This window comes from Kitasatospora sp. NPDC001095 (genome assembly GCF_053598615.1).
The window spans coordinates 247,903-263,054 of the sequence record NZ_JBSFKQ010000004.1 but is presented as its reverse complement, the minus strand read 5'-3'; the positions used below and the strand labels follow the sequence as shown (position 1 = coordinate 263,054).

Here is a 15,152-nt window from a genome sequence, read left to right as displayed (position 1 = left end):
CTCCGGATCGGGTCAGGTCAGTTCAGCGGCGTTCAGGCCGTACGGCAGGGTGCGCCAGGGGTTGTCCCCGGCTCCCGGTACGGCGCAGCCGACGCCGGCTCGCCGGGCGGCGATCAGGGCGGCGGCGTCCCGGGCGTGTTCGGCGGGGACGTCGTAGACCAGGTGGCAGAAGCGGGAGGCCGCGTGCCGGCCGGTCCACAGCGGCAGCGTCATGCCGCGGTAGGCGTCCCAGTCGCCCTCGAAGGTGACCAGCAGGTCGGCGAGGCCGACCTCGGCGTAGCCCGGGTCCGGGTGCTCGCCGTGGCCGAACACCACGGTGCCGCAGCCGGCCGCGCGGGCGGCCGTGGCCAGCCGCCGGTAGTGCGCCAGCGCGCCCGGGTGGGTGCTGACCTGGTCGAGGTAGACGCCGGTGATGCCGTGGCGCTGGCGGTGCGTCAGGATGTCGGCCACCACGGCGGCGTGCGGTCGGCGTCCGTAGTCGGTGTCGGTGTATCCCACCAACGGCAGGCCTGCGGCGCGGAGTTCGTCGGCCGCCTCGGCGAAGACGTGATCCGGGACCGCGCCCGGGCCGTCGGCGAGGTTGAGCACGACGGCGGCGACCCGGGCGGGGTCGGCGGCGGCGACCGCCCGCCAGGCCGCCGGGTCCACCGCGGGGTGGACGTACAGCGGCACCAGCAGGCGGCCGTCGGGGGTCTGCCCGGCGGTCATGCGACCACCGGGTCGGGCGTGGGCCCGGCGGTGCCGAGCCACAGGTCCCGCAGGGTGTCGGGGAGCTCCGTCTCCGGCTGCCAGCCGAGTTCCCGGGCGGCGGCCGACACGTCGGCCTGCTGCCAGGAGACCCCGGCCGAGCGTTCCGAGCCGGCCCCGCTCTCGTCGATCCGGCCGGTGAAGCCGGCTGCGGCGACCAGCCCGTCGGCGATCGCCCGGACCTGCCGGGCGTGCCCGGAGGCCAGGTTGAGCACCCGGGGGAGCGGGCGGTCGGCGGTGACGGCCAGGCCGACCGCCTTCGCCACGTCCCGGGCGTCGACGAAGTCCCGGTACGCGGAGAGGTCGCCGACCGTGATCACGCCGTCGGCGCCCTCGGGCGCCACCCGGCGCAGCTCGGCGGCCAGCCGGCCGGGCAGCGAGCCCGCCGGGGCCCCGGGGCCGACCGGGTTGAACACCCGCAGCACCACGGCGTCCAGCGCCGAGCCGGCCACCGCGAGGGAGCCGGCCAGCTTGGTCGCGCCGTACACGCCGACCGGGCGGGCGTCGGCGTCCTCGGCGAGGGACTCGCCCCGCGCGCAGACGCCGTACTCGCCGGCCGAACCGATGTGCACCAGGCGGGCCTTCGGGGCGCCGAGGGACAGCGCCTCGCAGAGCACCGCCGGGCCGCGGGCGTTCACCTCGGCGAGCTTGACCGCGCTGCCCGCCACCGCGCCGGCGAAGTTGACCACCGCGTCGGGGGCCAGCGCGGACAGTTCCTCGCCGAACGGGCCGGCCTGGGCGGTGGCCAGGTCCAGCCGGAGGTCGTGGGTGGGCCGCCGGCCCGCGGTCAGCACGGTGGCACCGGGCAGTGACCGCAGGACGGCGGTGGCGTGACGGCCGAGGAAGCCGTCGCCGCCGAGGAGCAGGATTCTCACGCGGCCCGTCCGTCGCTCTCCACGCCCGCGGCGGCGGGCTCGGCGGTCGCGTCGTCCGGAGCGGTGCGGGCGGCCGGGATCGGCAGTTCCGCGACGCCGCCCGGGGTGGGGCCGGTCGACTCGAAGGGCATCAGGACCGGGCGGATGGTGGAGAACTCGGCGTTGGCCCGGTCGTAGTCGTCGGGCCGGCCGATGTCCAGCCAGTAGCCGCCGAACTCGTAGGCCGCGGGCGGGGTTCCGGCGGCCAGCAGGTCCAGCACCAGCTCGTCGAAGCCCAGCGGCAGGCCGGGGGTGTAGTCGGCGAGTGCCGAGCGGGAGACGCCGTACACGCCCATCGAGACCCGGTAGTCGATGCTGGGCTTCTCCTGGAAGCCGGTGATGGTGCCCTCGGAGGTGGTCAGCACCCCGAAGTCGATCTTGACCTGACGGGCGTAGGTGGCGATGGTCAGCGGGGCGCCGGACGCCTCGTGGTGCTTGAGCACCCCGGCGAAGTCCAGGTCGGTCAGAATGTCGCCGTTCATCACCAGGAAGTGCTCGGGCAGGCGCTCCAGCATGGTGAGCAGCGGGCCCATGGTGCCGAGCGGGCTGTCCTCGACGGCGTAGCCGACCCGCAGGCCCCACTGGGAGCCGTTGCCGACGTAGGCGCGGATGATGTGGCCGAGGTGGCCGATGGCCAGGGTGACGCTCTGGAAGCCCGCGGCGGCGAGCTGTCGCATCACGATCTCCAGGATCGCGTGCTGGTCGCCGATCGGAACGAGCGGCTTGGGAAGCGCGGTGGTGTACGGGCGGAGACGGACGCCCTTACCGCCGGCCAGGATCACTGCGTGCATGGTGTTTCCCCCACGGAAAGGATGTGCAGGACACGAACCTTGGTTGCCAGGACGAGCAAGATCGGTTGCGGCGGGTCAGACGTTGTAGATGTCGGTCTTGTAGCGGGCCAGGTTGGCCGGGTCGCGGAAGAACTCGATGGTCTGCTCCAGGCCCTGCTCCAGGCTGAACTCCGGGGCCCAGCCGGTGGCCCCGCGCAGCCGGGTCGCGTCCGCGACCAGGCGCATGACCTCGGAGTTGGTCGGACGGATGCGCTGCTCGTCCTCCTTCACCACCAGGTCCACGCCCATCAGCTTGCCGATCAGGGTGACCAGGTCGCCGACCGAGATCTCGCCGCCGGTGCCGGCGTTGAAGGTCCGGCCGACCACCGTCTCGGCGGGGGCGGTGCCCACCGTGCGGAAGGCGTTGGCGGTGTCCTTGACGAACAGGAAGTCGCGGGTCGGGCGCAGGTCGCCGAGGGTGATCTCGGTCTGGCCGGCCGCGACCTGGGCGATCACGGTCGGGATGACGGCGCGCATCGACTGGCGCGGGCCGAAGGTGTTGAACGGGCGCAGGGTGACGACCGGGGTCTCGAAGCTGGCGTGGTAGCTGTCCGCCAGCCGGTCCCCGCCCGCCTTGGAGGCGGCGTACGGGGACTGGGTGTTGATCGGGTGGTCCTCGGTGATCGGCACGGTCTGCGCGGTGCCGTAGGTCTCGCTGGTGGAGGTGTGCACCAGGCGGGGGATCTCCAGGTGGCGCACCGCCTCCAGCACGTTCAGGGTGCCGGTGACGTTGGTGTCCACGTACGAGTGGGGGGCTCGGTAGGAGTACGGGATCGCGATCAGGGCGGCCAGGTGGTAGACCGCCTCGGTGCCCTTGACCAGGCCGTTGACCGAGCCCGGGTCCCGGACGTCGCCGAGGATGATCTCGACCGACTCCAGCACCTCCGCGGACAGGGTCTCCAGCCAGCCGAAGGACGAGAACGAGTTGTACTGGACCATCGCGCGGACGTGGTGCCCGTCGGCGACCAGGGTCTCGACGAGGTGGGAGCCGATGAAGCCCTCGGCTCCGGTTACCGCGACGCTGCTCATGCGGATTTCGCTTTCTCGATCTGCCGGGGCGGCCGGGTGACGGCCCGCCGCCGTCGACGGGTGGGTGTCTCGGGTGGAACGGGTACGGCGGTGCACGCGAAGGAAGGCGTGCGGGATATTCGATGTGTTCAGCGGTGCTGGGTGGTGCGGCCGAGCGCGGGCCCGGCGAGTGCGGTGAGGACGACGGCGGCCGCCCCGCAGCCGATCAGCTGCAGGACGATCGGGTCCACACCTGCCAGCAGCCCGGCGCTCTCGGCGACCGCGGCGGCCAGACAGACGAGGGCGGTGCTCCAGCTGAACCCGAAGGCGTTCAGCAGCAGCGCCAGCCAGAGCGAGCCGCCGAGGAGCAGCATCGCGCCGAGCTGCGGTACGCCGAGCGCGGGGGCGCCGGGCCACAGCACGGTCGCGGCTGCGTCCAGCGCGGCCACGGTGGTGAGGTAGATGAACAGACAGCCGAGCAGGATCGCACCGGTGCGGCGGGAGAACTGGCCGCTGGTGTGGCTGGTGCGCAGCGCGGCCACCGCCAGCGCCCGGTAGCGGAAGAGCAGCCACTCGGCGAGGCCCAGGCTGAGCGTCAGCGCGATCATGGCCGGGCCGGTCGGGGTGGTCGACGTCCCCTGCGTGGCGTGGCCGCCGGTCTGTACGGCCTGGTGGATGGTCCCGCCGAGGCCGGCGATCAGCGTGAGCGCGCCGCAGGCCAGGCCGAACAGCAGGTGCGGGAGCTCCTGGCGGACCGACAGCTTCAGCTCGACGGACTCGCGTTCGCCGCCGCGGATGCAGACCATCAGCTCCCGGACGGCCAGCCCGACCGCCAGTGCCACCGAGGCGAGCAGCACCACCGTACGGACCAGCTGCGGGACGTCCACCGCCAGCACCACGCCCGCGCCGACCGAGGCCGGGGCCAGTGCCAGCAGCAGGAACTTCTCCCGCCCGAGCACCAGCAGCACGGTGGCCGCGGCCAGGTAGCAGGACTGCCCGGCGGCGAAGCACAGCGCGCCGAGCGGCCCGCCGACCACGTACGCGGCGGCCGAGGCGACCAGCGCGCCGGCCGGGGCGCCGAAGGCCAGGCAGACCGCGGCGTCGCGGCGGCGCAGCCGGCTCAGCCAGCGGTAGGAGCGGTGCGCCAGTGCCTGGTTGAAGCCCCAGCTGACCAGCGTGGCGACGGACAGCGCGAGCATGCCCGAGGGCAGGCCGAAGCGCATCCGGGCGGTCGCGAACAGGTTGGCGCCGAGCAGGTAGCCGAGTCCCGGCAGCGCGAACACCAGGCCGCGCACCACGCAGCGCCAGGGGTCGGCCCGCCAGGGGTTGGCGAACTCGGAGCTCGGGCCGGGGTAGCGGCGCTCGACCTTCTCGAACAGCTCCTCGGCGACGGTGAAGGCGTCGGGGCGGCCGTACAGCAGGGCGGCCTGCTCGTCCGAGAGGCCGTCGGACTCCAGGAAGGCCGCGATCTCGTAGGGGTGGACGGCGTCGGCGCAGACCTCGCGCAGCCGCTCGGCGAGTTCGTCCAGCGGGTCCGCGGGCAGGTAGAGCGAGTCTTCCGGCTCCGGCTCCGGCGGGACGGGGCGGCGGCGCTTGAGCGGCAGCGCGCGCAGCTGCATGGTGTGCTCGGGACCGCCCTCGCCGGGGATCAGACGCAGTGGACCACTCATGCGCCCACCTCACTGTGCTCGGCGGCCGCTTCGCGGGACACGCGCCGCTCGATGGTTCCCTCTCCCGCGGCCTTCGGCCGGGGGTACCTCCAACGCTCGTTCACGCCCCGACCTCGCTCGGCTCGGGGCGGGCGGCGGCCAGCTGCCGGTCCCAGTCGGGGCTGGGGGCCTGGTCGGTGACGGCGACCATGCCGCCCGGCATCCAGCGGGCGGTGCCCAGGAGTTCGGTGTAGATGCCGCGGAAGCCGTCGATGTTCTGGCGGAGGGTGAACTGCTCGATCACCCGGAGCCGGGCGCCCTCGCCGAGCCGGGCGCGCTGTTCGGGGTCGCGCAGCAGCTCGATCGCGGCGGCCGCCATCGGCTCGGGTTCGCGCGGGGGGACGACCAGTCCGGTGTCGCCGACGGCCTCGCGCACACCGCCGACGTCGGTCGAGACGGTCGCGCGGCCGCAGGACATAGCCTCGATCAGGGTGAACGGGAAGCCCTCGCTGATGCTGGAGAGCATGACCACGTTGCCCGCCGCGTACGCGTCGGTGATGTCGGCGACGCGGCCCTCGAAGGCCACCGAGTCGGCTATGCCGAGCTCGGCGGCCAGGGCTATGCAGCCGTCCCGGTACGCCTCGCCGCCCTTGGGAGTGCCGCCGAAGAGCCGCAGCCGCGCCTCGGGGATCTCGCGCCGGACGATGGCGAAGGCCCGGATCAGCGTCTCCAGGTCCTTGATCGGGTCCACCCGGCCGGCCCAGCTGAGGGTCGGCGTCTCGGGTTCGGGGCCGGCCGGCGGGAAGGCCGCAGGGTCCACCCCGTTGTAGACGGTGCGGATGTGCGAGGACGGCGTGCCGCCGCGCTCCTCCCAGCGCCGGTTGTACCGGTTGCCGGGGGTGACCAGCGCGGCCTGCCGGTAGCTCTCCTCGGCGAGCATCCGGTAGAAGCCGAGCAGCAGTGCCTTGACCGGCCAGCGGTACGGGCCGGTGCGGTAGCCGAGGTAGCGCTCGCGCAGGTAGATGCCGTGCTCGGTGAGCAGAAACGGTACGCCGTACTGCTGAGCGGCGATCAGCCCGGGCAGGGTGGCGAGCCCGCCGCTGGCCGCGTGCGCGACGCCGTCCTTGGGCGGCTCGACCGAGAGCGGCCGCAGGGCGTGCTCCAGCAGGTCGGTGGCGTTCAGGGCGTCGTGCAGGGTGGGCCGGGAGACGGCGGTCGGCAGGTAGTCGCGGGTCCAGACGTGCTGGAGGGTGCGCAGGGCGCGCTCGCTGCGCAGCGCCGGGCTGAGCAGCCCGTGCCTGGCGAGGTCGGCGAAGCCGTACAGCTCGGTGCCGAAGTGGGTGGTGTAGACCGGATCGAGGATGGAGTGCAGGAAGCGCTCGTACGCGTTGAGGAAGCGCCGCATCTCCTTGCCGCGCGGCGGTCGGCCTTCCGAGGCCGGCCCCCACAGCGGTGCGGTGGTGACCGACCGCACGTTGGCGGGCAGTTCCCAGGCCAGCGGCTCGTGACCGGTTCCGGTGACGGCGATGACGTCGAACTCGACGTCCGGCATGCCCTGAACGAGCTGGTCGCACCAGACGCTCACGCCGCCGTGCTGGTGCGGATACGTCCCCTCGGTGAGCAGGGTGACGCGCATTCCTGTCCCCCCTCCTGTTCTTGCGTCGGTTCCGGCCTGGATGACCGGAACGGGAGCCGTGGCGGGGCCGGGCCGGTCGCCCGGCCCGACCCCGCCGACGGCGGGTGGTACCGGTTACCGGTTGTCGGAGCGTCCGGTGGTGCTGCTCGGCGTGGCCGTCCCCCCAGACGCCTTGCCGTTCTTCGTCGCAGCGGTGTCGCCGTGGTGGCCGTTGCCGCCCTGACCGATGGTGCCAGCGACGACGTCCTTGCCGGGCACCGGGGTTCCGCTACCCGGGACCAGGGACGCGGCGGGCTTGCGCGTGGTGTCGCTCGGGCCCACCGGGACCGGGGTGGCGACGCCCTGCGGCACGACCTTCTTGTCCGCCGGCACCGGGGCCGGGACGGACTTGGCCGCGACGCTCGGGGCGACGGCCGCCGGGGCGGCCGGGGCGGACGGCAGCTGCAGGGTGACGCTGCTCTGCAGCGCGCCCGGGGACACCCAACCCGAGAGGGTACCGGCGTAGGACGAACCGAACCCGCCCGTTCCGATGGCCAGCTTCTGAGCGGTTCCGGTCGGCATGGTGGCCTGGACCTGAACGCCGGACGGCGCGTTCACGGTGACGGTGTTGCCGACCCGGTAGGCGGTGACCTGGCCGGCGGCGAGCGCGTTGTTCCAGGCCGCGCGGCGCTGGAACTCCTGGCCGATCTCGCGCTGGCTCAGGTTCACGATCGGGGCGTTGTCCGCGTGCAGCGAGCGGTAGGTGCCGAGGACCTTCTCCAGCACCGGGTACAGGATGCGGTCCTCGGACAGGTTCGACTGGTGCACGAAGTGCGGCCGCGGGTCGTTGTTCAGCACGTGGCCGAGGTCGATCCGGGCCTCCAGCGGCACGATGTACGACTGGTAGCCGGTGTTGACGTCCAGCGGCTGCGACAGGCAGGTCGAGTTGGCGTTGTTCTCGCAGACGCCGCTGCCGCCGTTGGCCTTGCTGGTGTAGATCCAGTTGTACTCGTCGGCCTCCTCCTTCGCCGTGCCGGCGTTGTAGAAGACGTTCATCGGGTACCGCGGCACGGTCAGCGTGGAGGTGCCGACGGCGCGCTGGCCGCTCTCGCGGGAGGCGTCGCTGGCGGTGAACTTGATGCCGTTGGAGGCCAGCGCCGGCGCCAGGTTCGGGTTGTCGCTGGTCTCCTGCGGGGCGGTCAGCAGACCGGAGTGCTCACCGGTGACCAGGGTCTGCGGGTCGACCTGGAGGCTGCGCGCGGCGGCCCAGTCGAAGTTGTTCCGGATCTGGGTGGAGATGGTGTTCTGGTCGACCCAGACCGTCCCGCCCGCGGCGTTCTTGCTGCAGACCCACGGCACCACGGTGACGTTCTGGACGCAGCCCAGGTACGGGTGGGTGTAGGTGTGGTTGACCCACCGGTAGCTGCTCTGGTCGGCGATCATCTGGTCCGCCGTGGGGTCCACGGTGGTCTCGTGGTCGGCCTTCCAGTCCTCGCTGCCGCCACCGTTGAACACCATGTCCAGGGTGAAGTTGTTGGCGGCCTGCCACTGCTTCAGGTGGTTGGCGTCGTCGACGGTCATCCGGATCGGGTTGGCGGTGTCCGGGGTGCCGGGCGGGCAGGTGACGTCGCCGGGGGTGCACTTGAGCGCGGTGTCCCAGCGGTCGTCGGCCAGGAAGACGTCGTCCACGTGGGTGGCGAAGTAGTTGCGGTCGTAGCCGAGGTGGACGCCCTGGGTCAGCCAGTCGACCATGCCGCGGGCCAGCAGGCGGTACTGCTGCTGGTACTGGTTGTAGACGAACGTCACGACCAGTTCCTTGCGGCCGTCGTGGGTGTACTCGCCGACCAGAGAACCGCGGGCGGTCGTGCTGGGTATCGGCGCGTCGACCAGCGGGACGAACGAGGAGCCGGCCGGCAGGCCGGCGAGCGGGGTGGCCAGGTACCCGTAGCTCTCGCTGACGTTCGGGTCGTTGTCCTCGAACGGGACGCTGCCCTTGAGGTACCCGAACGGGCCCGAAGTTCCGGCGGCGGTGGTGGCGCCCTGGAATCCGTCCAGAGTGCCCACGAATCCCGGATTCTGAGCGTAGTTCAGACCCACGGCCGGGTTGGCCCACGTGTACGCGTCGATCTGGCGGACGTTGAATGCGGCTTCGTAGCTCGCGATCGCCGTCATCTCGGCGGCACTGTTGGGGAAGGGGTTTTCGTTGGGCAGCACGATGCCCTGGAACTTCCCCCGGGGCAGGCCGTTCACCGTGTCACTCAGGAAAGCGGAGGTGATGACGGGTCGGTTGGGGTCGTTGAGGCTGACGACCTTGTAGGGCGTCCCCTGGCTCTTCAGCTCGGCGGCGATGGCCGCGACGGACGGGCCGCCGTCGTCGACGACCAGGACGGTGAGGTCGATCCTGGGCGGCGTGGTCTCGCCGTGGGCCAGGGTGCTCTGCAGGCCGCTGGCCAGCAGGACTGCCGCCGCACACGCGGCGACTCTTCGGGTCGCTCGACCCATGGTGATCCTCCCCTTGGGGCAGGCGCGGCGCTGCTCGCCGCTCGCCTGCCCGTGTAGCTGTTCGCGGGCAGCAGGCTGCCCGGGGCCCATCCTGGTCGAGGGACAGCGGTGCGAGGGGCCAATTGGGCGAGAGTGCAGCGAACCTGTTACCAACGTTCATGGCGAAGCCATGAAGGCGCTGATTGTGACCGGAACCGTACCGGCGGCGCAAATAATGAATTGAGAATGAAAAATCGGAAGCTGAGTGCTACAGGTGGTTACCGACGGTGTGGCCCGGTGGGGCGGACGGGACACCTGCACTGTTGCCCTTGCCCATCACACTCTTGCACATCCCGCTGCCCCGTTGGGCAGGTTCATGCAATATCGGGCACCGCTGTGCCATGTGACAGTCCGAATATGCAATGGAAGTGCTCGCGCGGTTGATCAGCATACCGAGCCGCGGGGATTCCGGACCGTACGGAATGCGTCACCGGAGCCGGGCGGAACGCCGCTGGTCGGACGCGGACCCCGGTGCCGCGCGGTGCGCCGGACACCCGGGATCCGGGCCGCTGACGGGCGGCTGACGGGCGGATTTCCCGTCGCGGGACGGCGCTGCGCGGCGATGGCCTGAACCGTGCCACCGCGCCGGATCGGCCCGGCACACGGCTCGGGGCCGGGCCGAAGAACGGCCCGGCCCCGGTGCGGCGGGCTCAGCCCTCGTTGATCAGACCCTCGCGCAGCTGGGTGAGCGTCCGGGTGAGCAGCCGGGAGACGTGCATCTGGGAGATCCCGATCTCCTCGCCGATCTGCGACTGGGTCAGGTTGCCGAAGAACCGCAGCATGATGATCCGGCGCTCACGCGGCGGCAGCTTGGCCAGCAGCGGCTTGAGCGACTCCCGGTACTCGACGCCCTCCAGCGCGAGGTCCTCGTAGCCCAGCCGGTCGGCCAGCGGCCCGTCGCTGTCCTCCTCGCCGGTGCTGGAGTCGAGCGAGCTGGCGGTGTACGCGTTGCCGACCGCGAGGCCCTCGACCACGTCCTCCTCGCTGACCCCCAGGCAGGTGGCCAGCTCGGCGACGGTGGGGGAGCGGTCCAGCCGCTGGGAGAGCTCGTCGCCGGCCTTGGTGAGCGCCAGCCGCAGCTCCTGGAGCCGCCGCGGAACGCGGACCGACCAACTGGTGTCCCGGAAGAAGCGCTTGATCTCGCCGACCACGGTGGGCATCGCGAAGGTGGGGAACTCCACCCCGCGCTCCGGGTCGAACCGGTCGATCGCCTTGATCAGGCCGATCGTGCCGACCTGGACGATGTCCTCCATCGGCTCGTTGCGGCTGCGGAAGCGCGCCGAGGCGTACCGGACCAGCGGCAGGTTGAGCTCGATCAGGGTGTCGCGGACGTAGGCGTGTTCCGTGCTGCCGGGGTCCAGCGAGGCCAGCCGCAGGAACAGCGAGCGGGAGAGCGTCCGGGTGTCCAGCCCGGAGCCGGGCGGCGTCTCCGATCCCGCTTGGGGGCCGGGCGGCCGGACCGGTTCGACCCGCTGCCGCGGGACCAGGTCCTCGACGACGGCCGTGCCGTTGGCCTGGCCAGCGTGGATCTCCGCAGTGCCCAGCTCTCCGGACATGCACCCACCCCCTTGTGACTGTCAGTTGAACGGGGGCCGTCGCGCGGTGGTTCCCGGGCGAGGGCCTTCCCCCTCCATACCGGAACACGGTCCACGGCAAACCCGAACGTCGCAAGATGTCACGCCGGGGTGACGCGCTGCAATCTCACTCTTCCCAGGAGTTGCCGGTCCGAAGCCTGGTCAGGATCCGTGAGAGCAGCCGGGACACGTGCATCTGGGACATCCCCAGCTCGGTGCTGATCTGGGACTGGGTCAGGTTGGCGAAGAAGCGCAGCATCACGATCCGCCGCTCCCGCTCGGGGAGCTGGACCAGCAGGTGGCGGACCATGTCCCGGTGTTCGACCTCGGCCAGCGCGGAGTCCTCGTACCCGAGCCGGTCGAGCAGGGCGAGCCCGCCCTCGTGCTCCTGCGCGGCCTCCAGGGACGCCGCGTTGTAGGCCCGCCCGGCGTCCAGACAGGCCCGGACGTCCTCCTCGGGGATCCGCAGGCTGGCGGCGATCTCGGGCACCTTGGGCACCCGCCCGTGCTGCACCGTCAGCTCCTCCATCGCGCCGCTGACCTGGACCCACAGCTCCTGGAGCCGGCGCGGGACGTGCATGGTGCGGACGTTGTCCCGGAAGTAGCGCTTGATCTCGCCCAGGATGGTCGGCAGCGCGTAGGTGGGGAACTGGACGCCGCGGCCGGGGTCGAAGCGGTCGATCGCGTTGATCAGGCCGATCGTGCCGACCTGGACGACGTCCTCCATGGGCTCGCTGCGACTGCGGAAGCGGGTGGCCGCGTAGCGGACCAGCGGGATGTTCACCTCGATCAGGGCGGCCCTGACCCGTTCCCGCTCGGGGGCGTCGGGGGGCAGTTCGGCGAGCCGCTCGAACAGCACCCGGGTCAGCGTCCGGACGTCCACGACGGGCCGGCCGCCGGGACCGCGCAGCCGGTCCGGGCGGAGCTCGCCGGCCGGGCTGGTGATCGCAGCCAGCACTTCGTCCACGGACACCTCACCCCTCCCAAAGTCGTCGACGGCGGGCCCCGCGGATCGGGTGTCGCGGCCGGTTCTCCACCTAGCCAGGTCCGGCAAAACCGGTCATAGCATCACAAGGTGGGCACAGGTCGGGCAAGCACCCGACGGAGGTGTGTTGGTGGGGCTTTCAACGTTTCCCGGGCCGGCCGGCGAAGCGCCGCACGGGTCGCTCCGGGGACGGAGCAGAGCACCCCGCCCGCGGGTGCGGACGGGGCGCGGCGGCCGTCCGGGGGAAGGGCCCGGGACGGGCGCGGGACCGGCTCGGGGCGGGCCGGTCGGACGGCTCTGGGCCGGACGGGTGCTCAGACCTCGACGTCGGCGATGACCCAGGTGGCGAACTCGCGCCAGAGGCCGGCCGCCGCCTGGTGGTCAGGGTGGGTCAGGTAGGCCTGGAGGGCGTCGCGGTCCTCGACCAGGCTGTTGATCGCGTAGTCGTACGCGATGTCGCGCTCGGTGGTGTTCCAGCCGCACTCCCACTCGCGCAGCTCGGGGATCACCGCGCCGAGCGCCTCGAAGGCCTTGGCGCCGGCGAGCACGCGCTCTTCGTCCTTGCCGACGCCTTCGTTGAGCTTGAACAGGACCAGGTGGCGGATCACGATTGCCGCTCCTCGCGGACGGGGACAGAGGGTCCCGCACACCGTAGCCGGTGCACGGGGGCCGGCGGCCATTCGAAGGGGCGGCCGTCCGTCACTTGATCAGACCGGTCATGAAGGCGCCGACCGCCTTGGCCGCGTTCGAGATCCCCTCGAACCCGAGCTGCACCAGCTCGGCGGACCGCGAGGGGGAGGTGATGATCGAGTAGAGCACGAAGACGAGCAGGAGGACCATGCCGATCTTCTTCGCCTGCGCCATCGGGTGACCTTCCTCCGAGCCGTGGGCCGCCGTCATCCGGTCCCCGAGCGGCCTGCAGGGGCAGCTTATCCACCCGGACGGGCTATCAAGTGTGCGACGCGTTCGGCCGGCGGGACGAAGGTCCCCGCGAGTGAGGCCTTTCTCCGGGTGCCCCGTCGTGGGCCGGGCGGCAGGATGGAAGACGTACCGAGGATCTGGCAGGAATCCCCGGTGCATGGATCCGGAGCTCCCCGCTGTGGGACCGGTGGCCGCGGCTTCCCCCCGACGCGGCGCCGGTTGTGGGACTCCGCCGGGGGAGCGGTCAGTCCCCCCGAGCCGCTCCCCCCTCCAGGCTCCGTACGGACCGGGCACCGGTGGTCATCGGCCCGGGGTACGGAGCCGTTTTCGTTCCCGCTCCCGTGCCCGCGCCGACCCGTGCACGGCGCCGGTGGGCGGCGCACCGACCCGACAAACGCCGAGGGCCCGTCCGGATCGGACGGGCCCTCGGGCTTCGAGCGGTAGCGGTGGGATTCGAACCCACGGTGGAGTTGCCCCCACACACGCTTTCGAGGCGTGCTCCTTTGGCCGCTCGGACACGCTACCGAGAGGAACTCTACCGGAGGGGTGGCGCAGTCACGAAATCCGTACCGCCACGGCGTCCGGCGGGCCGTCGGCGGCGGGTGTTCAGCGGGTGTTCAGCGGTGGGTGTCGAAGAAGGCACGCAACTGCTCGCCGCACTCCTCGGCGAGGACGCCCCAGACCACCTCGGGGCGGTGGTTGAGCCGGCGGTCGCGCATCACGTCGAAGAGCGAGCCGGCCGCGCCGGCCTTCTCGTCGAGGGCGCCGTAGACCACCCGGTCGATCCGGGACAGCACGATGGCCCCGGCGCACATCGTGCACGGCTCCAGCGTGACGACCAGTGTGCAGCCGCTCAGCCGCCACTCTCCGATCTGCTCGGCCGCCTGCCGGATCGCGACCACCTCGGCGTGCGCGGTCGGGTCGCCGACCGCCTCGCGCTCGTTGTGGCCGCGCCCGATCACCCGGCCGTCCGGACCCAGGACGAGCGCCCCGACCGGTACGTCCCCGGTGGCCGGCGCCAGCGCGGCCTCGGCGATGGCGAGGCGCATCGGCGCCGCCCAGCGGTCGCGGACCGGGTCGGGGCGGACGGGGGCGGGCAGCGGGGGGACGTGCGGGACGGTCAGCGAGGTGGCGGGCTGCATGGCATCCAGTGTCGGGTATCCGGTGGCGGACACCGGCACGGCCGACCCCGCTACCGGACGGCCTCCAGGACCTCGCCGCAGCCGAGGGCCTCGGCGATCTCCTCCAGGGCGTCGCCCGGCACCGCGCCCTCGCCGCTGAGCGCGAGCAGTTCCTCGGAGGCGAGGCCGAACTCGGTGAGCAGGTGGGCGTCGCCGAGCGGGCCGACCGGGACGCCGCCGCGGACGTCGGCCTCCTCCTCGTCCTGCTCCTCGGCCTCCTCGGACTCGTCCAGCAGGTGGTCCAGGTCGCCGAACTCGCTCTCTCCGGCCTGGTCGACCAACTCGTCGGTGAGGACGGAGCCGTAGGAGCTGCGGGCGGCCGCGGCGCCGTCCGACACGAAGATCCGCGGGTCCTCCTCGCCGTCCACGCGGACGATGGCGAACCAGACGTCCTCCTGTTCGATGAAGATCAGGACGCTGTCGTCGTCCTGGGCGGAGTCGCGGGCCAGGTCGGCCAGATCGGCCAGGGTTTCGACGTCGTCGAGCTCCGTCTCGCTCACATCCCACCCGTCCTCGGTGCGAGCAAGCACTGCAGCGAAGTACGCCACCAGGGACACTCCCAAGATCATCGGTCTCGGCTGCCGGCGCGCACGGGCAACGCGGAAAACTGGCCGCCCCCGCGCCAGAGGCGGTCCGCTTGTTCGGACCGTCCCATCGGAATCGTGACAGAAAGCCCGCCCTCGCGGGGGGTGTTCGGCAGCGCGTCTTTGCAGGTCGTGTCGGAAGGACCGGGTGGCGGAGGGCGTTTTCCGGCCGGGGCGGTCCGAAGCCGGTCGAAATTTGCTCCGAACGCCGGAAGGGGGCCGCCGCCTCCGATCGCGGGCGGTCCGGGGCCCGCGGCGGGCGCGCGTCAGGATCGCGTCAGGACGGGCCGGGGGCGCCTCCGGGCCGCGTCAGATCCGGAAGGTTCGCATCCGCATCGCCTCGCGCATCCGCCGCTCCTTGGTCCGCCGGGGCTGGACCCGCTCCCGCAGTTCGCGCGCCTCGGTGAGTTCGCGCAGGAAGACGGCCCGCCGCTTGCGGCGCTCCGCCTCGGTCTCCGGGTGGTCGTACGGCGGGCCCTGGCTGCGGCCCGCCCCGTCGAAGGGCTCGTCCATCGAGCCGTCCCCGGCGTTCGGGTTGCTCGTCATAAGACGTGACATTCCCAGAACGGTCCGGTTGATACCACAGAAGGCACTTCCGTCCGA

13 protein-coding genes, 1 tRNA gene and 1 pseudogene are annotated in these 15,152 nt (G+C 72.2%); all 15 read right to left on the bottom strand.

The genetic code is table 11. The annotated features are described in order from the left end of the window. Positions 1–12: 12 nt before the first annotated feature. Positions 13–708, bottom strand: a complete 696-nt coding sequence (locus tag ACWDBB_RS06605) for a spherulation-specific family 4 protein (protein ID WP_449788503.1) — start codon at positions 706–708, stop codon at positions 13–15. Continuing rightward, on the bottom strand, positions 705–1,622 hold the full coding sequence (locus tag ACWDBB_RS06600; RefSeq protein WP_449788502.1) for an NAD-dependent epimerase/dehydratase family protein: 918 nt from the start codon (positions 1,620–1,622) through the stop codon (positions 705–707). The genes ACWDBB_RS06605 and ACWDBB_RS06600 overlap by 4 nt, the downstream gene beginning before the upstream one ends. A gap of 128 nt (positions 1,623–1,750) precedes the next feature. Further along, positions 1,751–2,452 (bottom strand): annotated as a pseudogene (locus tag ACWDBB_RS06595) (nucleotidyltransferase family protein); the annotation flags it as partial. A 75-nt stretch (positions 2,453–2,527) separates the two neighbouring features. After that, a complete protein-coding gene (locus ACWDBB_RS06590) occupies positions 2,528–3,520 on the bottom strand; it encodes an SDR family NAD(P)-dependent oxidoreductase (RefSeq protein ID WP_449788501.1) in 993 nt (330 codons plus the stop codon). 128 nt (positions 3,521–3,648) lie between these two features. Then, positions 3,649–5,169: a hypothetical protein gene (locus ACWDBB_RS06585; protein ID WP_449788500.1), complete on the bottom strand. Its 1,521-nt coding sequence runs from the start codon at positions 5,167–5,169 to the stop codon at positions 3,649–3,651. 100 nt (positions 5,170–5,269) lie between these two features. Beyond that, on the bottom strand, positions 5,270–6,784 hold the full coding sequence (pelF, locus tag ACWDBB_RS06580; protein ID WP_449788499.1) for a GT4 family glycosyltransferase PelF: 1,515 nt from the start codon (positions 6,782–6,784) through the stop codon (positions 5,270–5,272). 114 nt (positions 6,785–6,898) lie between these two features. Next, complete coding sequence (locus ACWDBB_RS06575; protein ID WP_449788498.1) at positions 6,899–9,265, bottom strand: hypothetical protein; 2,367 nt, start codon at positions 9,263–9,265, stop codon at positions 6,899–6,901. 689 nt (positions 9,266–9,954) lie between these two features. After that, positions 9,955–10,860, bottom strand: a complete 906-nt coding sequence (locus ACWDBB_RS06570) for an RNA polymerase sigma factor SigF (protein ID WP_449788497.1) — start codon at positions 10,858–10,860, stop codon at positions 9,955–9,957. 145 nt (positions 10,861–11,005) lie between these two features. Beyond that, positions 11,006–11,851, bottom strand: a complete 846-nt coding sequence (locus ACWDBB_RS06565; protein WP_449788496.1) for an RNA polymerase sigma factor SigF — start codon at positions 11,849–11,851, stop codon at positions 11,006–11,008. 326 nt (positions 11,852–12,177) lie between these two features. After that, entirely contained in the window at positions 12,178–12,471 is a 294-nt protein-coding gene (locus tag ACWDBB_RS06560) for a Dabb family protein (protein WP_392868419.1), read from the bottom strand. Between the two features lie 91 nt (positions 12,472–12,562). Beyond that, positions 12,563–12,727: a hypothetical protein gene (locus ACWDBB_RS06555; protein WP_392868417.1), complete on the bottom strand. Its 165-nt coding sequence runs from the start codon at positions 12,725–12,727 to the stop codon at positions 12,563–12,565. Positions 12,728–13,222: 495 nt separating this feature from the next. Further along, a tRNA-Ser gene (locus ACWDBB_RS06550) sits at positions 13,223–13,309 on the bottom strand. 92 nt (positions 13,310–13,401) lie between these two features. Continuing rightward, on the bottom strand, positions 13,402–13,926 hold the full coding sequence (gene tadA / locus ACWDBB_RS06545; RefSeq protein ID WP_392868415.1) for a tRNA adenosine(34) deaminase TadA: 525 nt from the start codon (positions 13,924–13,926) through the stop codon (positions 13,402–13,404). A 50-nt stretch (positions 13,927–13,976) separates the two neighbouring features. Next, complete coding sequence (locus ACWDBB_RS06540; RefSeq protein WP_449788495.1) at positions 13,977–14,534, bottom strand: tRNA adenosine deaminase-associated protein; 558 nt, start codon at positions 14,532–14,534, stop codon at positions 13,977–13,979. Between the two features lie 324 nt (positions 14,535–14,858). Then, positions 14,859–15,062, bottom strand: coding sequence for a hypothetical protein (locus ACWDBB_RS06535; protein WP_392868779.1), 204 nt, complete (start codon positions 15,060–15,062; stop codon positions 14,859–14,861). Between the last annotated feature and the right edge of the window lie 90 nt (positions 15,063–15,152).